Annotated in this window: 20 protein-coding genes; 9 read left to right on the forward strand and 11 right to left on the reverse strand. The window is 66.4% G+C overall.

The features are described 5' to 3' along the window. Positions 1-4 precede the first annotated feature (4 nt). The 3 genes from AC3EDY_RS06805 to AC3EDY_RS06815 are packed head-to-tail and all read right to left on the reverse strand — an operon-like array spanning position 5 to position 4,080. On the reverse strand, positions 5-2,056 hold the full coding sequence (locus AC3EDY_RS06805) for a hydantoinase/oxoprolinase family protein (RefSeq protein WP_488571723.1): 2,052 nt from the start codon (positions 2,054-2,056) through the stop codon (positions 5-7). Between the two features lie 4 nt (positions 2,057-2,060). After that, entirely contained in the window at positions 2,061-2,978 is a 918-nt protein-coding gene (locus AC3EDY_RS06810; RefSeq protein ID WP_488571724.1) for a hydroxymethylglutaryl-CoA lyase, read from the reverse strand. A 40-nt stretch (positions 2,979-3,018) separates the two neighbouring features. After that, positions 3,019-4,080, reverse strand: coding sequence for an LLM class flavin-dependent oxidoreductase (locus tag AC3EDY_RS06815; RefSeq protein ID WP_488571725.1), 1,062 nt, complete (start codon positions 4,078-4,080; stop codon positions 3,019-3,021). Positions 4,081-4,383: 303 nt separating this feature from the next. On the opposite strand from AC3EDY_RS06815, the gene AC3EDY_RS06820 reads away from it, so the two are divergent. The 3 genes from AC3EDY_RS06820 (at position 4,384) to AC3EDY_RS06830 (ending at position 8,456) form a co-directional block, all read left to right on the forward strand. Next, positions 4,384-6,849 (forward strand): TonB-dependent receptor, encoded by a 2,466-nt coding sequence (locus AC3EDY_RS06820; RefSeq protein ID WP_488571726.1) that lies wholly within the window; start codon positions 4,384-4,386, stop codon positions 6,847-6,849. Between the two features lie 81 nt (positions 6,850-6,930). Next, entirely contained in the window at positions 6,931-7,602 is a 672-nt protein-coding gene (locus AC3EDY_RS06825) for a GntR family transcriptional regulator (RefSeq protein ID WP_488571727.1), read from the forward strand. Positions 7,603-8,150: 548 nt separating this feature from the next. After that, the gene (locus AC3EDY_RS06830) at positions 8,151-8,456 is read left to right on the forward strand and encodes an NIPSNAP family protein (RefSeq protein WP_488571728.1); all 306 of its coding nucleotides are present in this window, start codon (positions 8,151-8,153) and stop codon (positions 8,454-8,456) included. Positions 8,457-8,721: 265 nt separating this feature from the next. Here AC3EDY_RS06830 and AC3EDY_RS06835 read toward each other — a convergent pair whose 3' ends face one another. Genes AC3EDY_RS06835 through AC3EDY_RS06850 form a run of 4 tightly spaced genes read right to left on the reverse strand, consistent with a single transcriptional unit; the run spans position 8,722 to position 14,560 of the window. Further along, positions 8,722-9,621, reverse strand: a complete 900-nt coding sequence (locus AC3EDY_RS06835; RefSeq protein ID WP_488571729.1) for a DUF6671 family protein — start codon at positions 9,619-9,621, stop codon at positions 8,722-8,724. After that, complete coding sequence (gene cysD, locus AC3EDY_RS06840; protein ID WP_488571730.1) at positions 9,618-10,514, reverse strand: sulfate adenylyltransferase subunit CysD; 897 nt, start codon at positions 10,512-10,514, stop codon at positions 9,618-9,620. Before cysD ends, AC3EDY_RS06835 begins: the two co-directional genes overlap by 4 nt. Next, positions 10,511-12,949, reverse strand: a complete 2,439-nt coding sequence (locus tag AC3EDY_RS06845; RefSeq protein WP_488571731.1) for a YbcC family protein — start codon at positions 12,947-12,949, stop codon at positions 10,511-10,513. The genes cysD and AC3EDY_RS06845 overlap by 4 nt, the downstream gene beginning before the upstream one ends. Positions 12,950-12,973: 24 nt before the next feature. Continuing rightward, positions 12,974-14,560, reverse strand: a complete 1,587-nt coding sequence (locus AC3EDY_RS06850) for a proton-conducting transporter transmembrane domain-containing protein (protein WP_488571732.1) — start codon at positions 14,558-14,560, stop codon at positions 12,974-12,976. A 106-nt stretch (positions 14,561-14,666) separates the two neighbouring features. Here AC3EDY_RS06850 and AC3EDY_RS06855 point away from each other — a divergent pair, with 106 nt between their 5' ends. Further along, positions 14,667-15,557, forward strand: a complete 891-nt coding sequence (locus AC3EDY_RS06855; protein ID WP_488571733.1) for a LysR family transcriptional regulator — start codon at positions 14,667-14,669, stop codon at positions 15,555-15,557. Positions 15,558-15,573: 16 nt separating this feature from the next. On the opposite strand, the gene AC3EDY_RS06860 is transcribed toward AC3EDY_RS06855, so the two are convergent. Further along, positions 15,574-16,482 (reverse strand): arginase family protein, encoded by a 909-nt coding sequence (locus tag AC3EDY_RS06860; protein WP_488571734.1) that lies wholly within the window; start codon positions 16,480-16,482, stop codon positions 15,574-15,576. A gap of 60 nt (positions 16,483-16,542) precedes the next feature. Beyond that, positions 16,543-16,965, reverse strand: a complete 423-nt coding sequence (locus AC3EDY_RS06865; protein WP_488571735.1) for a DUF1761 domain-containing protein — start codon at positions 16,963-16,965, stop codon at positions 16,543-16,545. A gap of 221 nt (positions 16,966-17,186) precedes the next feature. Here AC3EDY_RS06865 and rimO point away from each other — a divergent pair, with 221 nt between their 5' ends. After that, positions 17,187-18,599, forward strand: coding sequence for a 30S ribosomal protein S12 methylthiotransferase RimO (gene rimO, locus AC3EDY_RS06870; protein WP_488571736.1), 1,413 nt, complete (start codon positions 17,187-17,189; stop codon positions 18,597-18,599). Here the strand turns inward: rimO and AC3EDY_RS06875 are convergent. Continuing rightward, on the reverse strand, positions 18,596-19,531 hold the full coding sequence (locus AC3EDY_RS06875; protein ID WP_488571737.1) for a cation diffusion facilitator family transporter: 936 nt from the start codon (positions 19,529-19,531) through the stop codon (positions 18,596-18,598). The genes rimO and AC3EDY_RS06875 overlap by 4 nt on opposite strands. Positions 19,532-19,654: 123 nt before the next feature. Next, positions 19,655-20,644: a magnesium and cobalt transport protein CorA gene (locus tag AC3EDY_RS06880; protein ID WP_488571738.1), complete on the reverse strand. Its 990-nt coding sequence runs from the start codon at positions 20,642-20,644 to the stop codon at positions 19,655-19,657. Positions 20,645-20,724: 80 nt separating this feature from the next. Here AC3EDY_RS06880 and AC3EDY_RS06885 point away from each other — a divergent pair, with 80 nt between their 5' ends. The 4 genes from AC3EDY_RS06885 to AC3EDY_RS06900 all read left to right on the forward strand — a co-directional run bounded on the left by AC3EDY_RS06885 (position 20,725) and on the right by AC3EDY_RS06900 (position 25,745). After that, positions 20,725-22,239, forward strand: coding sequence for a flavin-containing monooxygenase (locus tag AC3EDY_RS06885; RefSeq protein ID WP_488571739.1), 1,515 nt, complete (start codon positions 20,725-20,727; stop codon positions 22,237-22,239). Further along, a complete protein-coding gene (locus tag AC3EDY_RS06890; RefSeq protein WP_488571740.1) occupies positions 22,236-22,997 on the forward strand; it encodes a competence/damage-inducible protein A in 762 nt (253 codons plus the stop codon). The genes AC3EDY_RS06885 and AC3EDY_RS06890 overlap by 4 nt, the downstream gene beginning before the upstream one ends. 70 nt (positions 22,998-23,067) lie before the next feature. Then, the gene (locus AC3EDY_RS06895; protein WP_488571741.1) at positions 23,068-25,176 is read left to right on the forward strand and encodes a DUF3857 domain-containing protein; all 2,109 of its coding nucleotides are present in this window, start codon (positions 23,068-23,070) and stop codon (positions 25,174-25,176) included. After that, positions 25,173-25,745: a hypothetical protein gene (locus tag AC3EDY_RS06900; RefSeq protein ID WP_488571742.1), complete on the forward strand. Its 573-nt coding sequence runs from the start codon at positions 25,173-25,175 to the stop codon at positions 25,743-25,745. Before AC3EDY_RS06895 ends, AC3EDY_RS06900 begins: the two co-directional genes overlap by 4 nt. Positions 25,746-25,886 lie beyond the last annotated feature (141 nt).

Below are 25,886 nucleotides of genomic sequence, written 5' to 3' on the forward strand. Positions count from 1 at the left end.
TCCCTCAATCAGCCAGATTGATCAGAATGTTGCCGACACGGTCGACCGTGCCGACGCAGCCGCTTTCGATCAGCGTGGTCGAATCCATCTCGCAGACGATGGCAGGCCCCGGGATGACGTCTCCGGCCCGCAGCTTCGCACGGTCATAGATCACCGCCGCCTGCTCGCGGCCGTCCATCCACAGCACGTGATCCCGCATCCTGGCCGCAACCGGGTTGCCGTCACCTTTTTCCAGTTCCGCGGCCGGAAGTTCGAGCGCGCGTCCCATGGCGACCGCCCGCAGGTTCACGATTTCATGGGGCGTATCCATGTTGAACGTGAACAGGCGCTTGTGTTCGGCATCGAAGCGGGTGAGGATTCCGGCAATGCCGTCGGCATCGAGCACGTCCGGCGTGATCGTCAACGGCACTTCGAAGGCCTGCCCGGCATAGCGTACGTCGACTTCGAACGTCGTGGTGATCTCGTCCGCGGGCACGCCATCGGCGATAAGTTCGGCCCGGGTCTGGGCGGCCATTTCATCGAGCACGGCGATGAGGTCTGCCGCCGCGGTCTGGCTGGCCAGGCGGCTGAACGAACGCGCGGTTTCGGTACGCATGCGCGTGGTGGCATCACCCAGCGCACAGAGCACGCCCGGGGACACCGGCGAGACTGCCGGCCACGACCCCATCAGGCGGGCCACGGCGTTGACGTGCAGCGGCCCCGCGCCGCCAAAGCCCATAAGCGCGAAATCGCGCGGATCATAACCCTGCTGGACCGAGATCATCCGCAGCGCGCCGAACATGTTCTCGTTGACGATGTCGATGATGCCGCGCGCGGCCGCCATGAGATCGATGCCCAGCGCATCGGCAATGGTCTGCACCGCCGCTTTCGCGCCTTCGCGATCAAGATTGAACGTGCCGCCCAGAAGATTCTCCGGAAGATAACCGAGCACGACGTTCGCGTCGGTCACCGTGGGCAAGGTGCCGCCTTTTCCATAGGCGACCGGCCCCGGCACGGCACCTGCGCTCTGCGGCCCGACCCGAAGGGCTCTTGTCAGTGCAGGAACATAGGCAATCGAACCCCCGCCCGCGCCGACGGTCTTGACGTCGAGAGCAGAGGCGCGGACGGAAAGGTGGCCCACCTCGGTGGTGCGCTGGCGGCGGGCCTCCAGGTTCTCGATCAGGGCCACGTCGGTGCTGGTGCCGCCGACGTCGAGCGTGAGGATGTTCGTTATACCGGCATTGCGCCCCACCCAGATCGCCCCGGTGACGCCGCCGGCCGGGCCGGACATCAGGATGTTGACCGGATGCTCCTCGGCCTTCTGGGCGCTCATCAGCCCGCCGTCGGAGCGCAGCAGCGAAAGCTTGCCGTCCATGCCCGCCTCGGCCAGGCGCGCGCGCAGATTGGAGACATACTTGCCCACGACCGGGCGCACCGCCGCATTGGCGACCGTGGTCAGCGTGCGCTCGTATTCCTGCATTTCCGGCAGGACTTCGTGGCTCAGCGAAACCGGCACGCCGGGCATGATCTCGGCCGCCAGTTCGCCGACGCGCTTTTCATGGGCGCCGTTGGTATAGGCGTTGATCAGGCTGACGGTGATCGCCTCGACGCCGCCCGCTTTGAGCAGCGAGAGCTGGCTGCGGATATCGGCATCGTCGATCGGGCGGATTTCCGCGCCATCGGCGCCGATACGGCCCTTGATCGTCACCGTATCCTCGAGCGCAGCCAGCGGCTGGGGCTTTGGCCAGACGATCCATCCGGCAAGGCCGCCGGGCACGAAACTGCGGGCGATCTGCATGATGTGGCGATAGCCCTCGGTCGTCACCAGGCCGACGCGCGCGCCTTTGCCTTCGAGAACGGCATTGGTGGCCACTGTCGTGCCGTGCAGGAAGAAGGCGATGTCACCGGGGGTGATGCCCGCCTTGTCGCAGACGGCGGCAACGCCGTTCAGAATGCCTTCGGAACTGTCGTGCGTGGTCGAAGGGGTCTTGTGGCGCCAGAACGCGCCAGACGACGTGTCGAATAGCAGGAGGTCGGTGAACGTGCCGCCAACATCCACGCCAAGGCGATATCCCATCTTTTCAGTGCTCCTGAACGATCCTGGGAAAGGCGGGCGCCTGCGCCACCATTCCGGGAAGTTTGCGATCCATGACGCCGGCCAGCCAGTGATTGGCCTCGACCAGCCGTGAAAGGTCCATGCCCGTGTCGATGCCGGCACGGTGCAGCATGTAGACGACATCCTCGCTCGCCACGTTGCCGGCAGCGCCCGGGGCAAAGGGGCAGCCGCCAAGCCCGCCCAGCGCGGCATCGACCACCGCGGCCCCGGCCTCGACCGCCGCCCAGACGTTGGCAATCCCCGTGCCGCGGGTATTGTGGAAGTGGACGCGCACCGGCAGCGGCGCGATGGCAGCAGCCACCCGGCGCACGAGGCGCGAAACCTGGGCCGGATCGCCAACCCCGATGGTGTCGGCCAGGGCAACTTCGATCGGCCCGGCCTCTGCCAGGGACACAGCCATGGCCACGACGCGATCTTCGGATACTTCTCCTTCGAACGGGCAGCCGAACGAAGCGCCGATAGTGGCCTGGCCCTTGAGGCCCGCGGCGCGCGCCATGGCCACGATCGCCTTGGCCGATGCGAGGGATTCGGCGCTCGTCTGCCCCTGGTTGGCCATTGCGAAGCCGTCGGTCGAAACGCAAACAGCGCCGAGTTCGTTCAGGCGGCCGGTCGCGATCGCCCGCTCGGCGCCCCTGGCGTTGAGGACGAGGCCGATATAGCTGACTCCGTCCGCCTGCGGCAGCGCTGCGCAGACGTCCTCCGCGTCGGCCATCTGCGGCACGCGCCGGGGATTGACGAAGCTCGTCACTTCGATCCGCCGCGCGCCTGCCGCGATGCTGCGGCGAACAAGCTCCAGCTTGTCCGCCGTCGAGATCAAGGTCTTCTCGTTCTGCAGCCCGTCGCGCGGGCCGACCTCGACGAACTGGATCATGGCGCCGCTCATCGGCCGGATTGCCTGGAAAGGTGCGGAAACATCGTCATTGTCACGCGCATTTCAGCCGGGGCATGATCTTCTCCCCGAAATCCCTGATCCCCGGCACGAAATCGAGCCAGTTCATCATGATTCCCGGCACCCCGGTTTCGGCAACGATATCGTCGATCTTGCTGGCCACCGTCTCGGGCGTGCCGCACAGCAGCGGCAGGCTCATGAACGCCATGTTGCCTTCTTCGGGCGGCAGGCTGAGCGCCGCCTGGAGATGGGCGCTCGATCCGCCCGTGTTGGTATCTAGCGCGGCGCTGCCCAGGATATTGCCGATGGCAACACGATCCGCCTTTGCCACGACCTCGTCGGCAATGCGCTGGGCCTCGGCATCGGTGCGCGCGGTGATGATCGTATAGAGCGGCAGCGTGCCGACCGGCCGGCCATTGCTGGCGGCGCTTTCGTTCATGGTGTCGGTATAGCGCTTGAGATTGGCACGGCCGGTCATCACGAAGCTGAAGTCGGCGTTGTTGACAGTGAATGCCAGACCCTTGGGCGACTGGCCGGCGCTCACGATCGTGGGTGTGCCGATCGGGCGCGGCAGGACCGTGGCTTTGTCCAGCTTGAAGAATTCGCCCTCGTGCGTCACTTCCGCCTCGGTCCACAGCCGCTTGACGACGGCAATGTATTCCTGCGCCAGTTCGTAACGCCGTTCGTAATAATCGGCGCCGGGCCAGATACCCATGGAATCGTATTCCAGATGGTTCCAGCCGGTGACGATGTTGAGACCGCAGCGGCCGCCGGAGATATCGCTGATCGTCGCCACCATGCGCGCGCAGACGGCGGGATGGGTGGTGAGCAGCGTCACGCTGGGGATCAGCTCGATCGTCGAAGTCCGCGCGGCCAGCCCGGCGCACAGCGTGAACGGCTCGAGGCAGGCGTCCCAGTATCCGGTCGGCCCGCCGAAACCCTTCCACTTCATCATCGCCAGCGCGAACGAGAATCCCTGCCGTTCGGCTTCTAGCGTTACGTCGAGATTATGCTGGAAACTCGGATCGTAAAGCGGCGCGGCTTCGGAAATGGTAAAGCCGTTGCGGGCACTGGGCAGGAAAACACCGAATTTCATGACTACTCCTTCCCCCTCGGTCGGCCAATTCGCGCAGTGCGCTAAATTTGTGTACCGAATGAACGATACATCCGGCGCCTCAAGATGCAACCTTTTGTTGGCAGCCACGAAAAAAGTGAAAATCTTGAACTTTATCCATACCTCATAGGCCCTTATCGGCATGAAACCGTCTACGTTCGCCTATGACCAGAAATTAATTGTATACAAGCATGGCGAATCAAGTCATGTTTCAGGGAGAGGATAAAGCCCGGGGCGCAACCGGAGGGCGCAACCGTCGGCAATGAGATGACAAGGGGGTTATCCATGCTAAGAAATCGTGCACTGCTTTTTGTCAGCACCGGCATTGCCATCGCCGCCGCCTTGCCCGCCCAGGCGCAAGAAGCGGCGCAGGACGCAGCGGCCGAGGCTCAGGGCCAGGAAATCACCGTGACGGCGCGCCGTCAGTCGGAACGGCTGGTGGACGTGCCCGCCTCCATTTCCGTGTTGACGTCCGAAAATCTCAAAGCCGCCGGGATCGTGACGACGGAACAGGCGATCGCGTTCACGCCCGGCGTGACGATCGTGTCCAACGCGGCCCAGGTCGGCGACGCGCAGATCAACATCCGCGGGGTGAACGGCGCGCGCGACGCGGAAAACAACGTCGCGCTGGTGGTCGACGGCATTCTCAAGACCAACACCGCCGCGGTCAACCAGTATCAGGGCGATCTGCAGCAGTTCGAAGTGCTGAAAGGCCCGCAGGGTGCCTATTACGGCCGCGGGGCCACGGCCGGCGCGCTGGTGCTGTCGACCAAGAAGCCCGGCAGCAAGCTTGAATTCAGCGGGCGGGCCTATATCGCCGATTACAACAGCCAACTGGCCGAAGGATCGATCTCCGGCCCGATCACCGATACGACCGGCGTCGTCGTCTTCGGGCAATATCGCCACACCGACGGGTTCTTCAGCAATACCGGCCCCAACCCGCGCACCCGCGGAAAGACTATCGATCCCTATCGCGGCTGGAGCATCGGCGGCCGGATCTATTCCACCCCCACCGAGAGGCTGACGCTGGACGCCAAAGTGCGCGCGGCGAACGTCAAGGCCGGGGCCATCAACTATGAAGCGAGCTTTGCCCTGCCGGGCTTCGCCCAGGCGTTCGGCAATCCGCTGTTCAACGAAAACGTCAACGACCACACCAATTTCACGTTTCTGCGCAATGCCGACAGCATCAACCGCCAGAAGACTTTCGAAGCCTCGCTTAAAGCCGATTACGATCTCGATTTCGCCAAGCTGATCGCCTGGGTCTCGCATTCCAACATTCGCGAAAAGTTCACCAACGACGCCACGGGCGCCTCGCTCGGCCGGTTCAACAATACGCCGGAGTGCATTGCCGATACGGCAAGGCTCTATAATGCCGGCGTGACGCTGCAATCGCCGTTGTTCCTCGGGCCTACGCCCGGCGCGTCGCTTTACGGCGCCTTCGGCCCGACGGTCTGCGACGGCATCCAGGTGACCGTGCGCGACCAGAAGGATACCAGCGCGGAAATCCGCCTGGTGTCGAACGGCAACGGCCCGCTGTCCTGGTCGGTCGGCGCCTATTACTTGCACATCGACCGCCACTATGGCGTGGCCTTGAACCAGGATACCGGGCAAGGCACGCTCGATACGCTGTACAACGGGCCTGGCTCGATCAACCCGACGTCGCAGCTGTTCGACGACCAGTTCACCACCGACGTCTATGCCGGTTTCGGATCGCTGCAATACAAGCTGACCGAGAAATTCACGGTCCAAGGTGCGCTGCGCTTCGACCGGGAAGAACGCCATGTCCAGCCGCTGGTGCCCAACGTGCTCGATCCGATCACCGGCGGGCCGATCAACCCGGGCCTTTCCGTCGGCGCGCTCGTGCCCAAGAGCCGGGTCTATCAGCTGGCCCAGCCCAAAGTCACGCTGCGTTATGAAGTGACGCCCAACGTCAACCTCTATGGCGACTGGGGCGTGGGCTTCAAGGCCGGCGGGTTCAACAGCCAGGGCAGCGGCGCGATTATCGAGCAGAACTTCAACCAGTTGCTCGGTTCCAATCTGACGATCGGCGACGAATACAGAAAGGAACGCACCAGCGCGTTCGAAGCCGGCTTCAAGCTGCGCCTGCTGAACGGCGCGTTGCAGATCGACGGTGCGCTGTACCACAACACGGTGCAGAACATGCAGTTCTTCGAGTTCCTCACCGGAACCTTCGGCCTGCTGCGCGTGGTTTCGAACATCGACAAGGTCCGCCTGCAGGGCGCCGAGCTCGGCGTGGTCTATCGGCCGACGCGCTACATCACGCTGACGGCGGGCGGCAACGTGCTCGACAGCAAGATCCTGGCCAATACCGCCCGGCCCGATACCGTGGGCAACAAGTCGCCCTATTCGGCGGACTATACGCTCAATCTTGGCGGCCAGTTCGAACAGCCGGTGTCCGACACGCTTTCCGCAACGATGCGGGTGGATTACCGTCTGACCGGGCCGACATGGTTCCACGTGGTCCAGAACCAGACGCGCCGGACGATTTTCGATGCGTTCTACCCGGGCCTGGGAACGGCCGACTACTCGGGATCGCAGCGCGCCGCCTATGGCCTGGTCAACCTGCGTGCGGGGATCAAGGGCAAGGGCTGGAACGTGACCGCCTTTGCCAACAACCTGTTCAACAAGAAGTATCTTGAGGAAATCATTCCCGCGCCCGAATTCGGCGGTTCGTTCCTGTCTCCGGGTGCGCGCCGGTTGATTGGGGTTGAAATGGGCGCGTCGTTCTGATGAGAGCATGGGGAGCCGGCGCGTGCCGGCTCCCTGATCGCAAAGCCCGATCATAACACCTGATCGTAACGGGGGATATTCGTGTCCAAGGCATCGCAGGAAGCCTATCGCAAAATTCGCGCCGGCATCCTTTCTGGGCACTTTCCCGCGGGTCAGTTCGTGCCCGAAGACGAATTCGCCCAATACTGCGGCCTGTCGCGCACCCCGGTGCGCGAAGCGATCGCCGAACTGGTCGCCGAAATGCTGCTCCAGCGTTCAGGCACGAACCGGGTTTTCGTCCCCGTCTGGTCCGACGAGGACGACGAGGAACTGTTCAATCTGCGCGCGATGCTGGAAAGCCACTGCGCCACGCGCGCGGCGCGGCTGATCACCGACCAGCAGATCGAACAGCTCAAGCTGCACTGCGATTTCATCGACCAGGCGATCACGGCCAGGGGCGGACCCGACGTGTCCCGCTTCGTCGAAGGCAACCGCTATTTCCACACGGTCATCCTCGCGGCGGCGCAATCGGAGCGGCTGGCGCAACTGATGCGCTTCGTCGTCAACCAGATCGTCGTCCATCGCACGGCCGAACAGTATACCAGGGCCGACATGGAACAAAGCCAGCGCGACCACCGCGACCTTGTCAGCGCGTTCGAAATGCGCGACGAGGAATGGGCCGGCGCCATCGCCAACACCCACATCCGCCGCGCCGCCAACACCTATCGCGCCATGCGCGCCGAAGGGCTTATCGCCGACGCGGTGGAGGGCTGAATTCACGCGCATCGAGCGGCGGGAATTTAACGAGCCGCTCGTCTGTTTTAGGTGTGATGGAATAAGTTCCTGTGGCCGAACGGGGTGGATTGCGGAATGGCGGCTTTCGGCGCGCGTCAAGGCAATCGCTGCCGCAACAATTTATGAAGTAGCAAAGTTGCCACGGTGGCCGCCAAGGCGAGCACAAGCGACCCACCACCAAACAAAATGGCCGCTGGCCTAGCCATTTTCTCGTCCGGGGTGGATGCGGTTGCGTAAGTGTATGCCCAGTATGTCAGCCATACTGCATACAAAGCCAAAGCAATGATGCGCCGCGAGTGTCTCATCGCCCGTATATCGCTTGAGCAAACCTTGTCCGCAACTGACCGGTTGCTGAATGTCAGATTATAGCTGGCAGAGGGTCGAAGCAGAAGGTCGGCTTTCAGGCGCGCAGCGAAGCGCAAATCGTGACTGTATCGGGTGGAGTGCTGACTGTCGCATTCCGGGCTGCTAGGGTTTGCAGTAGCCGCTTAATCTGTTGCGGGCGTTTCAGAGAGGCCTTTCGTCCGATGATCACATGTTACCTGCGATACGTCATAGACCCATACAAACTTGCTGAATTTGAAGTGTATTCTCGGATGTGGATACCGCTAGTGAATAAGTTGGGTGGAACTCATCATGGGTATTTCCTGCCACACGAAGGTGCAAACGATATAGCTCTAGCGCTTTTCAGCTTCCCATCTCTCGCGGCATATGAGGACTACCGCGCAAAGATGGTGGAGGACGCTGAGTGCCAATCAGCATACCAATTTGCAGAACAGACCCGCTGCATCTTGAGCTACGAGCGATCCTTCATGCGACCGCTATTGGCGTAAGGCCGTCGGCCGAATGTCGGGTTTGGCGTCGAGAGAAGAAATTCGCTGCTGGCCCCAAAGACGTTGAAGCCGCCTAGCGGGTATCGGGAGCCGGCGTTCTGGCTGAGCGCGGCCGCCCTGAGGGTGAAACGCGGAAGATGCTTCGATAACTGCATTATGACCGTCACCCCGGGTCGAGCCCGGGGTGACGGTGGATGATTGAGGGGCTGAGTGCCAAGTCCGCAATGGAGCAGCGGCGCATGGTCGGGTGGCATGGCTCTGCCGGTCAGGGGTTGCAGTAGGGACAATGCCCGGGGTCGGCATGCGTGCGGCCATCGGGGCGGGGGCGCTTGTCGCGGTGCGTGCAGGCAACGCAGCCGAACACCTGATGGCGGACCATCAGCGTGGGGGCGCCGCAGCTTTCGCAGGGCAGGCCGGCTTCGACATCGAGCTGGCCATAGCCGGGCATCCGGCACGCCGGGCACAGGCTGGCCAGACGTGCGGCGAAAAGAGCGGCCAGCCGGCGCAGCGTCGCCATGCGCGTGGGGTTCATATGCGCGCGCATATCGGTCTGGACGAGCGCCCTGCCATCGCGCGAGCGGGCGGCGCAGGCGCTGATTGCGGCGGCAAGGGCATCGGCATCGCGCAACCCCTTGTGGACCGCCAGGGCGTCTCCCGCGGCATCGGCCGGTTTCACGATCAGCGCATGGGCTGGAAAACCGATGCGATCGGGAAAGCCGCCCAGTTCCGCGAACGAACGCACGAAAGCGTGGTCATAGGCCGGCGCGTCTTCCACCAGGCTTTCGGACACGACGATATTCCGCCGATCGTCGACCAGGACCATCAATTCGATGCCGCCGGCCGCGAACGGCATATGCGGGTGCGGGCCATAGCTTCCCTCGCTGGCAAGGCCGATCGACAGGCCCGTCTTGGCCATGCCGAGCCGTGCCTTGGCGATGACCGCCTGGCGCATGGTGCCCGCGCGGGGCACCTCGCCGGTAAACGTGCCGAGCGCGTCGGTATCGATACCGGGCGCCGGCGTCACGATCAGGCCGAGCTTGTCGAGCAGGACGGGGCCGATCGCCGCCTCCTTGCCGTGCATGGTGGCCAGCACGGCGCGCTGACCGGCATAGGGGCCTGCGCCGCGATTGGCGGCGGCTTCGGGCATGGCATTGAACGCGCTCAAAAATAGCCCTCCCGCTTTTGCCGTTCCAGCGATCCGGTATCGCCCATCCGCCCGCGCCGCTCCGACGATTGCGCCGCCAGCGTTTCGGCAAAGACTTCGGTCAGCGTGGCGGCCCGCGACGGGTCGGCGGCAGTGACCGGCCAGCAGCCCAGCGTGCGGAAGCGCACCGTTTCGAGCCGCGGTTCCTCGCCGTTGTACCAGCGCATGCGGGCCGGATCGTCGACCACCAGGCGCATGCCCTCGCGCATTACGACCGGGCGCGGGCGGGCGAGATAGAGCGGCGCGAGTTCGATGTCGCGCAGCAGGATGTAAGTCCACAGATCGTGCTCGGTCCAGTTGGACAGCGGGAATGCGCGGATCGATTGCCCGGGGGAAAGCCGCCAGTTGAAACAGCGCCACAATTCGGGGCGTTGTGCGCGCGGTTCCCAGCCGTGGCTGGCGCTGCGCACCGAAACGATCCGCTCTTTCGCGCGGCTTTTTTCCTCGTCGCGCCGCGCGCCGCCGAACACCACGTCGAACCCGCCGCTGGTCAGCGCGTGCTTCAACGGTTCGGTGCGCATGATCGTGGTGTAGACGTCGCCATGATCGAACGGATTGATCCCCTCGGCACGGCCCTGCTCGTTGGCATGGACCAGCAGGCGGAAGCCGTGGCGGGCGGCAAAGGCATCGCGGAACGCCAGGACCTCGGCAAATTCCCAGGTCGAATCGATGTGCAGCAGTGGCACCGGCGGCGGGGCCGGATGGAACGCGCGCAAGGCCAGGTGGGCAAGAACGGTCGAATCCTTGCCCCCCGAAAACAGCACCACCGGATTCTGCGCTTCGGCCACGCCATCGCGCAGGATGTGGATGGCTTCGGCCTCCAGCGCGGCAAGATGGGCCGGAAGGCCTGTCACGCCGGAACCTGTTCGGCCGGCACCGCCACCCGCGCGTCGGCAAGGCCCGGCTGCCACGCCAGATCGCCGGCATAGCGCCAGGCCATGCGGCCCTCGTCGTCCAGTGCAAAGAGATGCAGCCAGCGGTTGTCGAACAGTGCGCGAACCTGGGGATGGCGTTCCAGGATCGCGGCGATCGCCTCGCGCGGGGCTTCGACCAGGACCGCAAGCCGCAGCGGTTCGTGCGTCAGCCCCTCGCCGTCGTGCACCGACTGCCAGGGCAGCCCGGCGCGCAGGATGCCGCCGTTGCCTTCGATCACGCCAATGCCGCCGGTAACGTTGTGCAGCAGCTTGTTGCCGGCACCAAAGACTTCGGGCGCAACGGTCGAACCGTAATACTGCAGGCTGATCCAGCTGGCGACGACCACCGGGGCGGTCAGGATCAGTTCCAGCACGTCGAAGCCTTCGTCGCCGCGCCAGTCATAATCGTGGAGGAACGCCCGCCCCGCCAGATCGCGCCCGGCCGTGCGGCTGCGCGGCGCCGCCACGAAGGCCTGGCAGCCGGCAAGCGCCCATTCCGGGCGCAGTTCGGCCCAGTCGCGGGCGCGATGGGGAATGTCTTCGCCGTGCGCGGCGCGCGGCAGCCGCAGCGCCCGCTCGCCCCGTGCCAGGATGCCGGCTGCCTTGAGCCAGCGTTCCGCCTGCTCGATATCCTGCGCATGCGCGGCCGAAGGATGATCGGCGGCATAGAGCGTGATCGCGTCGGTCGTCGTGTCATGCAACGCGGCGACGAACAGCGTATCGTCGGGAACGGCGATGCCCCGTTCGGCCAGGCCCGCGCGCACGTCCGTGCCGTTGAGCAGCGCGGCAAGCAGGCGCGCGTTGACTTCCCCGGAATAACCGCCGCAGGCGCCGCAGTGCAGCGCGCTGGCATGGGGATTGTTGACGACATTGGCGCCATGCCCGGCCAGCAGCACGAGCCTGGCGAAATCCCGGGTGAGCGACATCGCCCTGAGCACGTTCGTCGCCATCGTCAGCCGGGTCTCGAGATCGAGATCGTCGGCCGGACGCGGCGCGGGATCGTTGGGCGCAGGGTTGCGTGTCAGGCCCAGCCCGTCCTGCACCAGCTTGGCGGCATAAATCGGACCGGCCGCTTCGACGAAAGCGAACGACGAGATCGCCGCCAGCTTGAACCGGCCCCAGGCCCGCTTGGCCCGCGCAGCCACCCGCGCGGCCAGATCGGCCTGCTCCATCGCCGGTGTCGGCTCGCCCGACCGGGTATGGACGCCCGGCGTCAGCAGCACCGGCAGGCGCGCCTCGACCACATCGGACGCAAAGCGGCGATGCCCGATGCCCAGGCCGAAGAAACCGGCAAAGCCGAGCGTCCGGATGCCCGGATCAAGGCTTTCCAGCGCGCGGCGGAACACTTCGGAGCGCACGTCGATGCAGAAGGCCATCTGCAGCTTGGGGCGGCCGGTTTCGATGGCGGCCGCGGGGGTTTCCGCCAGAACGGCATGGAGGCGGCGCTGTTCGGCGCGTTCGGCCGCCTCCTGCAGAAGCGCGTCGATCAGGTCGTCCTGGGTCGGGACGACAGGCTGGGCATGGGCCGCGATCGCCGCCTGCCACTCATGTTCGAGGTCGGCCGCATACTTGCGCAGCAGCGCTGCTTCCCACGTGAGGCGAATGGCGAGAAGATCGGTGACCGAGGCATCGGCTCCACCGTTGAGTTCCGCCTGCCAGAGCCGGTAGCGGGCAACCTGAGCCCAGCCGCCCAGCGTCGTCAGCAGCCGGTGGAAATAGCTTTCGAGCGCCGCTTCGGACAGGCCCAGGCTGGCAACGCCGGCGACCAGCGCGTCCTTGGCGCTGGGCGGGGCATCGGCCACGCCCTGGGCAAACCCGGCAAGGCCGGCGATTTCGGGCGTCAGGTCATGCGCGGCATAGCTTCGCCAGGCGGCATAGGCACCGCGCGGCTGCGCATCGGCCCACAGCGCCTGCCCCTGATCGAAGTATTGCGAGGCCCAGTGGCTGATCCGGTCGCCCACCATGCCGTGCCAGTCGAGCGAGGCGACCGCGCCCGCCAGTTCGGCAACCGTGGGAATGGCGCGCGGCGCTGGCGCTGCGACCGAAACCGCCTGTTTCAGCGCGGCGACGCTTGCCGGGCGAAGCGCTGCGGGCGCTGCGTCGAAAGCGGCTTGCAAATCGCTTTCGGCAATCTCGCCCGAAGCCAGCCGCTCGGCATACCAGGCCCGCGGCATGGTGACCGCGATCCCGGCGGCACGCCGCAGGCGCACGGCCGTGGTGGCGAGCGGATCGCCCGTCTGGCCCAGGAAAGGGTTGACCGCGACGCTCGAGGCAAGCGGCCAGAGCGGGGGAATGGCGCGCGCGGCGCGGTCCGCTGCGGCGATGATCGCATCGTCGGAGAGCGGAAGCGGCGAATTGGTCGCGTTCATCAGCATCGGCGTTATCCTTGGATGATTGGTTTACGACGTCTTAGAGACGGACCAGCCGCCCAGGATCCGGTCGACCGTGGCGTTGGCGTAAAGACCGTTGGAAAGGTGGACGCGCAGCCCGGCAGCAGCGGGGTGCGAGGCCCAGAGAGGGAACAGCGCCTGCGCCACGGCCACCAGCCCGAAGCTGAGCACCGCAAGTGCCATCAGCGTCCATTCCAGGCGGCCAGGAAGCGGCGTGGCGGGCAGAACGCCGGCGGTCAGCCATTCGGCAGCCGTCTGCAGCGCGAAGTATCCCACCGCGGCGGCGCTGGCATAGATCGCGGTCTTGCGCGTCAACTGGCGCGGCGCGGCATCGGCAAGCCCCTGGGCCAGCAGATAGGCGACGCCGAAGATCAGGATCGCGCCGAGCGCCAGCGCCTGGGGCGTCTTGTGCTCGAAACCGAAGGCAAGGCCGAATGCCGCACCGATGCCCGCATAGATCGCCAGGGCGATCAGGAATGCGCGGCCCACGGCCGAACCGTTGGGCACGGCAACCGGGCCGGGGCGGCGAATGGCAGCCACCTGCTCAACCGCGCCACCCGAAGCCAGAAACGCATGGGCCTTGTACAGCGAGTGGGCGACGATGTGGAGCAGGGCCAGCGGAAACAGCCCCAGGCCGCATTGCAGGACCATGAAGCCCATCTGCGCGACGGTGGACCAGGCGAGCGCCGTCTTGACCGCCGGCTGTGTCAGCATGACGAGCGCGCCGAACAGGGCCGAGAAGCCGCCCAGCATGGCCAGCACGGCCAAGACCCCGGGGGCCGTCAGCATGACGTCGGCAAAGCGGATCAGCAGGAAGCCGCCGGCGTTGATCACCCCGGCATGCAGCAGGGCGGAAACCGGCGTCGGCGCTTCCATGACTTCGGTCAGCCAGCCATGCGTGGGGAACTGCGCCGACTTGAGCGCCGCGGCAAGCGCCAGCAGGGCTGCGGCCGTTACCACCAGCCAGGATGCGCCACCGGCCCCTGCGCCACCCGTGCGGGCCAGGGCATCGATCGTGGCGATGTCGGTCGTGCCGAAGCTCGACCACAAAAGCACGGCCGCGCCGATCAGGGCAGCGCCCCCGATCGTGGAAAACAGGCGCTTCTTGCGCGCCGCGCGTTGGGCCGCCACGCGATCGGGATAAAACAGCAGCAGGCGGCGCAGCGCGAAACTGGTGACGATCCAGGCCACGACCAGCTGGACCAGATTGCCCGCCTGGACAAGCAGCAGCACGGCCGCGAGCGCGGTGCACAGCCAGCCGATGAAGTAGCCCTGCCGCGCTTCTCCGTCGAGATAGGTGCGGGCATAGCGCACGACGATCCAGCCGACGAAGGCCACCAGCACCAGCATCGTGACGCTCACCGCGTCGAGCCGGGCGGAGAGGCCGATGCCGCTCGCCCCGAGAAGCCCGCTGCTACCGGCGCCATGCAACGCCAGCAGTGCCAGCGACGCGAGGGCGATCAGCAACGCACCCAACGCCGAGCCTTCGGCAAAGGCAAGCACCAGGGCCGGGCGGCGGCCCTGCCGCACCAAGCCCATAACGGCGGCAACAAGCAGCACCAGCGGTGCGCCGAGCGGAAGCAGATAGAGCGACAAGGCAATCTCCGGGTTCGATGGCAGTCGTGATGCCGTTCGATAATCGCCGACACGATCAAAATAAAATTCATTGTTTGCAAGAAATCGTTCGCTATTATCGAACGCCATGGCAGCGCTGAATTACAACCACCTGCGGTACTTCTGGGCCGTAGCGCATGACGGAAACCTCACCCGCACGGCCAAGCGGTTGAATCTGACGCAGTCGGCGCTGTCGGTGCAGATCCGCAAGCTGGAAGAGCACCTCGATCATCCGCTGTTCGAACGGCGCGGACGGCAGTTGCACCTGACCGAGGCGGGGCAGATCGTGCTCGACCATGCCGATGCGATCTTCGCCACGGGTGAGGAACTGCTGGGCACCCTTCGCCAGACGGGCGCGGCGCGCCAGGCCCTGCGCGTCGGCTCGCTCGCCACTTTGTCGCGCAATTTCCTGATGGAATTCCTGCGCCCCGTGCTTGGCCGTACCGACATCGATCTCATCCTGCGCTCGGGCAGCGCGGGCGAACTGCTGCGCGCGCTCGAAGCGCTCAATCTCGACGTGGTCCTGCTCAACCAGGCCCCGCCGGCCGACGCGCTGACACCGCTCGTCACCCATCGCCTGGCGGAACGCCCGGTCATTCTGGTCGGCACGCCCGACCGGCTGGGAGAGACGGCAAGCCTGGCAGACCGGCTGCGCAAGCACCCGATCATCCTGCCGACGGTGGACAACAGCGTGCGCAGCGGGTTCGACGCGCTGGCGGACCGCCTGGGCGTCAGGCTGCAGATCGTGGCGGAAGTGGAGGACATGGCGATGATGCGCCTTCTCGCCCGCGAGGACATCGGCCTTGCCGTTCTCCCCCGCATCGTCGTCAAGGACGAAATTGCGGCGGGCGTGCTGGTGGAAGGCGATCAGTTGCCCGGCATCGTCGAGACGTTCTTTGCCGTGACCATGGCGCGGCGCTTTCCCAATCCCCTGGTCCCGCTGCTACTGCAACCGGCGACCGCGCCGGAGGGGCGATAGCCGTCAAGGATCGCCCTCAATTCGCTGCGCGCGATGTGCCCGGGTTCAGGGCCTGGCCGATCGTCAGGGCCAGCCGCCGTGCGATATCTCCCCCTGGATCCAGCGTGGGATTGAAAATCGTGACGTTGATACCGATCGCGCGGCCACTGCCGAGGCTGGTCCGCAGGGCGATTGCCAGATCGTTCCACGACAGGCCGTCTTCCATGCGGTAATCGACTGCCGGCATGATCGCGTCATCGAGCACGTCGACATCCAGGTGGATCCAGAAGCCGTCGGCGCCGGGCGCCGTTAGCAGCGCGACCGCCTGGTCGGCCGCCGCCGCGATGCCCAGCGACCGGATGGTCGGCAACTCGAACCGGTGGATCGGGGTATCTTCCACGCGCTGGCTGCCGTGTGCCTCGGCATCCTTGCCATCGCGCCGGCCGAACAGGACGACGTCTTCGTGGCGTATCAGCGGCCGCCTGCCTTCCAGATCCGTCAGGATGCGCGGACCGTGTCCGGTGGCAAGGGCCAGGTCCATCGAAGCCGCCTCGCCATTGGGCTCGGCTTCGGGCTGATAGAAGTCCGCGTGGCCGTCAAGAAAAAGAAGCCCATGGCGGCCGCGCCGGCGCAGCGCGAGCAGATTGCCCAGCAGGATCGAGCAATCACCCCCGAGCACGACCGGAAACGCCCCTTCGTCAAGCAGAGCGCCGACGCGATCGGCAACGGCGCAGGAATAGTCGGCAATGGCCTGCGGATTGCGCAGCCCCGTCGCCGGATCGCGCGCCGGTTGGTAGGGAGGTGGCGGCACCCGCCCCGCGTGGCGGGCACCAAGCAGATCGTCAAGGCCGGCGCGCAGCAGCGCTTCGGGCAGCAGTTCGACACCCTCGGGCGAAAGACCGAGCGGCGAAGGGGCTTCCAGAATGGCGAAATCCTGCCCGGTCATCGACATCTTCCTGGGAGCGCCGGCCGGATGATCGGGGAGCGGCCGGGAATGGTCTGGACTCTACAAATCCAACCAACCCAGCAGCCAGAACACCGTTCCCATCGCCAGGTAGCACACTATCAGGCAGCCCGCATCGATCATGGCCAGACGGGCCGATACGCGCTGCTGGGCATAGCTGATCCACAGCGCGGGAATGACGAATGCACCGGCAAGGCCGCCCGACATCATGAAATAGAGCCATGGCTTGGCCGCCAGCGTGACCGGCCCGACGCGGGCGAACATGTGGCCCATCATCGTGGCGGTCACCAGCAGCAGTGCCGCGGTGATCGCCAGCGTGCGCCAGGGCGCGGTGCGCAAGCCCAGGCCGCCCGGCCCCACTTCGGCCAGGCGTGCCCGCCCGAACAGCGGGCCATACCACAGCCCCTGCACGATCAGCGCCACCACCACGGCCAATACGACTGCCAACCAGTTTACCGGACCCATCGCGTTTTTCCCCGTACCGCGCCCCCGTGTTGCGCCCCCGTTGCACGCCCCCCGGCGCGCTCCCTTGCTGCACGATGCCTAAACCCGGGCGCAGCAAAGCGCAAACATGCATCAGGATACCATCGCTTTCCATTCACGACCCGTCGCAACGGCTGCTGTTGTCCACCGCGAATGCATCACGCGTGACGCGCGGCGCTTTTGCGCGTATGGGCGCGCGCACGATGGCCCTTTTTTCTTCCGATTCCCGCAACAGCACCGCCACGCCCGCACCCGAGCCCAAGCGCGTGGGCATGGTCAGCCTGGGCTGCCCCAAGGCGCTGGTCGATTCCGAACGCATCCTTACCCGCCTGCGCGCCGATGGCTATGCAATGAGCCCCGACTATGCCGGGGCCGATGTGGTACTGGTCAACACCTGCGGCTTTCTCGATTCGGCCAAGGAGGAGAGCCTCGCCGCAATCGGCGAGGCAATGGCCGAAAACGGCCGCGTGATCGTGACCGGCTGCATGGGCAACGAGGCCGACGCGATCCGCGCCCGTTTCCCCGATGTGCTGGCCGTCACCGGCGCGCATCAGTACGAAGCGGTGGTGGGAGCCGTGCACGAGGCGGCGCCGCCGGCCATGGGGCCTTACTTCGATCTCATTCCCCAGGCGCTCGACGATATGGGCGGCGTCAAGCTCACCCCGCGGCATTACGGCTATCTCAAGATTTCCGAAGGCTGCAACCACGCCTGCACGTTCTGCATCATTCCCGATCTGCGCGGCAAGCTGGCCAGCCGGCGGATCGACGCCGTGCTGCGCGAGGCGGAAAAGCTGGTGGCCGCCGGCACCCGCGAACTGCTGGTGATCAGCCAGGATACCTCGGCCTATGGCGTGGACGTGGGCCATGAAACGCGCGCCTGGAAAGGCCGCGACGTCCGCACGCACATGACCGACCTGGCGCGCGAACTGGGCCAGTTGCGCACTCCCGAAGGCCAGGTGCCGTGGGTCCGGCTGCACTATGTCTATCCCTATCCCCACGTCGATCAGGTCATTCCGCTGATGGCGCAGGGCTTGCTTACGCCCTATCTGGACATCCCGTTCCAGCACGCCAGCCCCAAAGTGCTGCGCGCGATGCGGCGCCCCGCGAACGAGGCCAAAGCGCTCGACCGCATCCGCGCCTGGCGGGCCATCTGCCCCGATCTGGCGATCCGCTCCAGTTTCGTGGTCGGCTTTCCCGGCGAAACCGAAGCGGATTTCCAGTACCTGCTCGATTGGCTCGATGAAGCCCAGCTCGATCGCGTCGGTGCCTTCCGGTTCGAGCCGGTCGCCGGCGCGGCCGCCAACGCCCTGCCCGATCCCGTGCCCGAAGCAGTGAAGGAGGAACGCTATGCCCGGATCATGGCCCGGACCGAGGCGATCAGCGCCGCACGCCTGGCCGCCAAAGTGGGCCGCACGATCCGCGTGATCATCGACGACGTCGGCGAGCCGGACGAGGATGGCGACATCGGCGCGACCGGCCGCAGCCAGGCCGATGCCCCGGAAATCGACGGCGCGGTCTATCTGCGCAACGTGCCCGAAGCCTTGCGGGCCGGCGATTTCGTGGACGTGGTGGTCGAAGACGCCGATGCGCACGACCTGTTCGGAGTGATCGCCTAGGCAAAAGTCGGGTTCTCGGCCGCGTTCTCGGCCGCACTGTCGCGCGGACGCACATAGACGCGGGCCACCAGCGGAAACCGCGCGGCAACCTCGGTCTCGATCGCCAGCACGATGCGCTCCACGTCGCGGGCGGTGATCGCGTCCTCGAAATCGGCACTGATGATCGCCGTGACCATTGTCGGCGCGCTGTGCACGGTAAGCACTTCGTGCACGCGGACCACTCCGGCATGGGCGGCAGCGCAGGCGCGGATGGCAGCCACCAGCCGGGGATCGGCGCTTTCCCCGATCAGCAGGCCCTTGGCCTCGTAGAGCAGGATCAACGCCAGGCCGCCCAAGACCAGCCCGATCAGGACCGAGGCGAGCCCGTCCCATACAGGATTGCCGGTGACGAGGCTGAGGCCGAGGCCCGCCGCCGCCAGCACCAGGCCGGTGAGCGCGCCCGAATCCTCCAGCAGGATCACCAGCGTGGGCGCGTCCTTGGTATCGCGGATCGCTGCCCACAGGGTGCCGCGCCGGCCACGATTGAAATCGCCCAGGGCAGCCAGGATCGACCAGCCTTCCAGCGCGAACGCCACCCCCAGCACGACGAAAGCGATCAACGGGCTTTCGGCGGGCACCGGATCGAGGATATGCAGCACGCCTTCATAGATCGAAACCCCCGCTCCCAGCGCGAACACCAGGATGGCGACGATGAAGCTCCAGAAGTAAAGCTCGCGCCCATAACCGAACGGATGCAGCGCGTCGGCCGGCTTTACGGCACGGGCACGGCCATGCAGCAGCAGCAACTGGTTGGTCGAATCGACCAGGCTGTGGACGCCTTCGGTCAGCATCGCAGACGACCCGGTCAGGGCAGCGGCAGCGAACTTTGCCACGGCAATGCCCAGGTTTGCCCCCAGGGCGATCAGAATGGTGCGTGTCGATCCGCCAGCCATGCGCGTCGATGTCCCTTACTGCCGATCGTCGAAAGCCGTCGAAAGCCGCGGCCCCTGGAGTCGGAACGCCCAAAGGCACTATCCGGCACGCCCGATTGCCGCAGATCGGCGTTTCGGCTTGCTTTACAGCCAGCCCATCCTGCGGAACCGCCAGTAAAGCCCGCCGCAAACCGTCGCGATCAGGCCCAGCACCATGAAATAGCCATAGCGCCACTTGAGCTCGGGCATGAAATCGAAATTCATGCCATAGATGCCGGCAATCGCCGTGGGCACCGCCAGAAGCCCGGCCCAGGCGGCAAGCTGGCGGGTCATTTGGCCCTGGCGGTGCTGTTCGAGCAGGCTGGCGGTTTCGACAATGGCGGCCAGCGTCTCTTTCAGCCCGCGCATGCGCGCCATGGCGCGGCGTACATGGTCGAGCACGTCGCGAAACCAGATCCGCGCCGTTGGATCGACGAGCGCCAGTTCTGCTTCGGCCAGCCGCTGGCACACTTCCTCCATCGGCCCGATGATCCGCTCGAACCGGCGCAGTTGCCGGCGCAGGCGGAATATCCGGCGGATCGTCCGCTGGTCGGGAAAGGCGTCGATCGCCGCTTCCTCCATGCCGTGGGCCACCGTTTCGAGCGCGTCCATGATCGGCAGATAGCCATCGACGATGAAATCGAGGACGGCGTGCAGCACGTAGTCCGCGCCTTCGGCCAGGCGTTCAGGATTGGCCTCCAGCGTGGTCCGCAGGCCCAGGTGAGCGCGGGTCGAACCGAACCGCACCGAGATGATGAAATCGGCACCCAGGAAAAAGGCGGTCTGGCCATAGCTGAGCGTTTCGTCGGGCTCCAGCGAAGCAGTGCGCGCCACCACGAACAGGTGCCGCTGATACTGGTCCAGCTTGGGCATCTGCTGCGGGCTGAGCGCGTCTTCCACCGCCAGGGGATGCAGGCCATAGTGTGCGGCCAGGCGCTCCATCTCGTCATGGGCCGGTTCGCACAGGCCGATCCAGTCGAACGCGCCATCCGGCACAGCGGAAAAGCCTTTGTCCAGATCGAGCGGGCGGGCGATCCGCGCGAGCGTATGGCCGGAAGGGTCTTGCACATAGCGGCGCGCGGCGATGATCGTCATGCCCGCCTATGTGCCAATGGCACGGCGAAAGCGCAATCGGGCTGGCATTTGCGCGGTTCGGCCCTACTTCAGGCCATGCCATGACCACCGCGCCGCGCCCGCCCGATCTCGATCTTGCCATCATCGGCGCGGGGATCAGCGGGATCAGCATGGCGGCGCACATTGCCCGCGATTGCCCGCAGCGCAGCTTTGCCGTGCTCGAACGCCGCGCCGCCATCGGTGGCACCTGGGACCTGTTCCGCTATCCCGGCGTGCGTTCCGACAGCGACATGCACACGCTGGGCTTCGGCTTTGCGCCATGGCGGGGCGCCGATGCGATTGCCGATGGCGATGCCATTCGCGATTATTTGAACGATGTCGTCTCATTATTCGGCCTGCGACGGCATATTCGCCTGGGTACGCGGGTGACGCAGGCCGACTGGGACAGCCAGGCCGCGTGCTGGCGCCTTGCCCTGATCGACCAGGCCGGGCGGGAAAGCGCCCTTTCGGCCCGTTTCCTGGTGCTCGCGGCCGGTTATTACGATCACGACGCCGCCCATGATCCGGCCTTGCCAGGGCAAGCCGGCTTTGCCGGGCGCATCGTCCATCCCCAGTTCTGGCCGCAGGACCTTGACGTGCGGGGGCAGCGCGTGGTGGTGATCGGATCGGGCGCGACAGCGGCGAGCCTGGTGCCCGCGCTCGCCGCACAAGGGGCGCAAGTCACCATGCTGCAGCGCACGCCCACCTGGTTCATCGCCCGGCCGCGTCACGACCGGCTCGGCCGTGCGCTTCATCGCGTTCTGCCCGCGCGTGCCGCCAGCGCCCTGCTGCGGGCCTGGAATATCCGCGTCAGCGCCTGGTTCTATGCCTATGCCCGCCACGCGCCCGATAGGGTGGGCGCCTGGCTGAAGCGGCGGACGGCACGCGCCCTCGGCCCGGCCTGGGACGAAGCGGCGTTCACCCCGCCCTATGGCCCCTGGCAGCAGCGGCTGTGCCTCGTGCCCGATGGCGATCTGTTCGCCGCCGTCCGTTCGGGCCGGGCACGGATCGTGACCGGCGCGATCGCGCAGGTGGGGCACGATGGCCTCGATCTGGCAGATGGACGACACCTGCCTGCCGACGTGATCGTCAAGGCCACCGGGCTCAAGCTGGCCATAGCCGGCAAGATCGCGCTCCATCTCGATGGCGTGCCGGTCGATCCGGCGGCACATGTCCACTACAAGGACTGCATGCTCTCGAACTTGCCCAACCTGGTGCAGATCTTCGGCTATCTCAACGCATCGTGGACCTTGCGCGCCGATCTGGTGGCCGCGTTCACCGTGCGCGTGCTCGATCACATGGCGCGGACCGGAACGCAGATTGCCACGCCCGTGCTGCCGGCCGACCACGGGCTGGAATTCGACGAGACCCTGGCATTTTCGTCGGGCTATCTCCAGCGCGGCTGGGCGATCATGCCGCGCAGCACGACAGACAGGCGCTGGCGCCTGAACCATGATTACCTGGCCGACCGCGCGTTCCTGCGGCGCGACCCGGTGGAAGACGGCGTGCTGCGGTTCGACCGCGCTCCGCATACGCTTGCGCCAGCGCCCGATTACGCTATCGGTGGTGCCCGATGAGCGACGCTTCCCGCATCTGGACTGCCGCCCTGCTGGTGATCGGCGACGAAATCCTGTCAGGGCGCACGCACGACAAGAACATCGCCCAGGTCGCCACCTGGCTCAACGTCCAGGGCATCCGGCTCAAGGAAGTGCGCGTGGTCGCCGACGATCTGGCCGCCATTGTCGAGGCGGTGAACGCGCTGCGCGCGCGCAACGACTATCTGTTCACCACCGGCGGCATCGGCCCCACCCATGACGACATCACGGTGGATGCCGTGGCGGCCGCCCTGGGGGTGGAAGTGGTGATCCACCCGGCGGCGCGGGCCATGCTGGAAGACTATTACGCATCGCGCGGCGGCCTGACGGAGGCGCGGCTGCGCATGGCACGGGTGCCCGCCGGGGCCAGCCTGATCGAAAACGCGCTGTCCGGGGCCCCCGGCATCGCTGTCGCCAATATCCACCTGCTGGCCGGCGTGCCGCATATCGCCGCCGAAATGCTTGCGGCGCTGACCGGCAAGCTGGACGGCGGGCTGCCCGTACTGTCCGACACGATCGGCTGCTGGGTGACGGAAAGCGAAGTGGCAGACCTGTTGCGCGAGACCGAGCAGGCCCATGCCGGCTGCCAGATCGGATCCTATCCGTTCTTCCGCGAGGGACGCGTGGGCGCCAACTTCGTCATCCGCGCCACCGACCAGGCCGTGATCGATGCCTGCGCCGCCGATCTTCTGGCCGGGCTTGCCGTGCTGGGTCGGCAGGGCGTGCCGGGCGGAATCTGACCGGAATCGGTTGAATTCTCCTGGACTTGGCCAGCGCTGCCGGGATTATCGGTGCATGACGGGGGATGACGTGAGCAAGCGGCATAGGGCGGCCATGGTGGCCGGGCAGGAAACGGTTTCGGCCATGCTTTCGATAGCGTCTCCCGCGCTCGTTGCCGCCTTGCTTGCTGCGACGCCGGCCCTCGCCGCGCCCTCTTCCATGCGGGAAGTGATCGTGGCAAGCCCGGCGCCATGGGTCGTGCCCCCGCCGCCGGCTGCCGTCACCGCGCCGTCGACCGACGCCGCGCTGGCGGTGATCTATAGCGATACGCAGTACCTGGCCGGCGCTGATGGGCTGCAGGCCTATACGGCCGTGCGCTTTCGCATCGCCAAGCCGCAGGGCCTCGACGCCGGGAACCTTACGCTGACCTGGTCGCCCGATTCCGGCAGCATGGTGTTGCATCGCCTGCGCGTGTTCCATGCGGGCGAACCGCGCGACCTGACGCGCACGGCCAGGTTTGCGGTGATGCAGCGCGAAAAGAACCTGGAGCTTGCCGCGCTCGACGGGCGGTTGACCGCCGCCTATCAGGTTCCCGGGCTGGAAGTGGGAGACGAGGTGGAACTGGCCACCACGGTGACGGTGAAAGACCCGACGCTGCCCGACGCACGCGGCGATCTGTACCTGTTGCCGCAGGGCAGCGCGACCGGCACCTTTCGCCTGCGGGTAAGCTGGCCGCAGAACCGGCCGCTGCGCTGGCAGAGCACGCCCGACGTCAGGCCCGTGCCGTTTTCGACCGGGAACGGCATGAGCGGTATCGCGGTGGACATGCACGACCCCGATCCGCCGGCCGACGTACCCCAGGGCGCGCCGCCGCGCTATCGCTGGCGGCGGCTGGTGGAATTCACCAATTACCCCAGTTGGCCGGATTTCTCGCGCCGGCTGTTCCCGCTTTACGAGACGGCCGCCCATCTGGCGCCGGGCAGCCCGCTCAGGGCCGAAATCGCGCGGATCGCGGCCGCTTCCGACGACCCGGCCAAACGCGCCGAGGCGGCCCTGCGCCTGGTGCAGGAACAGGTGCGCTATGTCTATGTCGGCATGGATGGCGCCAATCTGACGCCGGCGGGCGCGGACGAGACCTGGCAGCGCCGTTTTGGCGATTGCAAGGGCAAGAGTGTGCTGCTGCTGGCCCTGCTGCGCGAACTGGGCATCGATGCCCAGCCGTTTCTGATCCAGACCAAGGGCGGTGACGGGCTGTCCGATCGCCTGCCGAACCCCGGGCTGTTCGATCACGTCGTGGTCGGCGCGTTTATCGATGGCAAGACGGTGCTGCTGGATGGCACGCGACTGGGCGATCGCACGCTCGCGACGATCGTGCCCCCGCCCTGGCGACAGGCTTTGCCGATCACCCGCGAAGGCGCCTCGATCCGCCCCCTCGATACCCCGCCACCGACATTGCCGCATTTCCTGGCCGTGCTCGATATCGATGCCAGCGCCGGCATGGACGCGCGGGCCAAGGTGCGCGTGCGCCATATCGTGCGCGGGGACGAAGCGCTGCAGGTGCGCGGCTATCTTTCCAGCCTGCCGGCGGCAGACGCCGAACGGGCTCTGCGCAAATACTGGCAGGCGCGGGAAAACTGGCTGGTGACCGACAAGGTTTCCTGGGAAGCGGACGATGCCCACGGCGCCATGGTGCTGAACGCGCAAGGCATGGGCGACATGGACTGGGAGGACCTGGGCGATGGCACCCATCGCTATACGATACAGGGGGCCGGCTTTTTCCCGCCCGACCGGCTGCGCCGCCCGGCCGACCAGGATCAGACACTGCCCTATGAAACCGATTATCCAAAGTTCCGCTGCTGGGCGACCACCGTGCGCCTGCCGCCCCCGGGCACCGCGCGGGCGTGGCACTATCACGCCGCGCCGGTCGATCGTTCGCTCGGCGGTGTCGCCTATTTGCGCAAGGCGGGGTTGACGGCCAACGTGATGCGCACGGTGATGAGCCGGCGGGTACTGGTGCCTGAAATCAGCGCCAGGCAGGCGGCCGATCTCAACCGCCAGATCCCCGGCTTCGACAACGATACCTCGTCGATTTACGATGAGCCCACGTTCAAGGGCGCGGCGCAGCCCGGCGACGATCCGGCGCCTTTTGCCGATGACACAGACTGGCTGGCCGCCAGGACGCCCTGCACCGCGCCATGACAAGCGCCCTCAGGGGCCTCTGGGGCCTCGTCGCGACAGCGACCGTTCTGGCGCCTCTGCTGGCGGCTCTGGCCGGCTGCATGCCGACGCGGCTGCCCGCGCTCGAAGCGGCGCTGGCCGCCCGGCCCAGCGCCACGGCCACCCTGGCGCAATGGTGCGCCACCCGGCGCCTGGCCGATCCCGCCACGATCCGCGCCCAGGCCGACCGCACCCCGCGCCCGGTCCCGTCCGGCGTCCGCGCCGCTCTGGGCGTGGGCGCAGAGGAGCCACTGGGCTTTCGCCACGTGCGGCTGTCGTGCGGAGGCGCGGTCCTGTCGGATGCGCAGAACTGGTTCGTGCCGGCGCGGCTGGCCCCGGCCATGGTGGAAACGCTCGCCACCACCGACACGCCGTTCGGCACCGTCGCGGCGTCCCTGCACTTCACCCGCCAGCGCCTCGCCACGCGGCGCGGCCGGCTGGCGGAATGCCCGCCCGGCACCGTACTCTCGCACCGCGCCCTGCTACGCCATCCCGATGGCCGCGCGATCAGCCTGGCGGTGGAATGCTACACCCGCGCGAGTGTGCGCTGAGGGGGGGCGGGGTGGCCGTTTTCGACCAATGCCGGTCGTTCACCCCCGACACGCTTAGCGTCCGGTTGTGCCGAATCTTGCCGTTGGCTTGTGACCGATTATCTCGGTCAAAAGCGCCGACAATCCGGACAGTCGCGCTTC

The organism is Novosphingobium sp. DS6-6 (genome assembly GCF_057784975.1).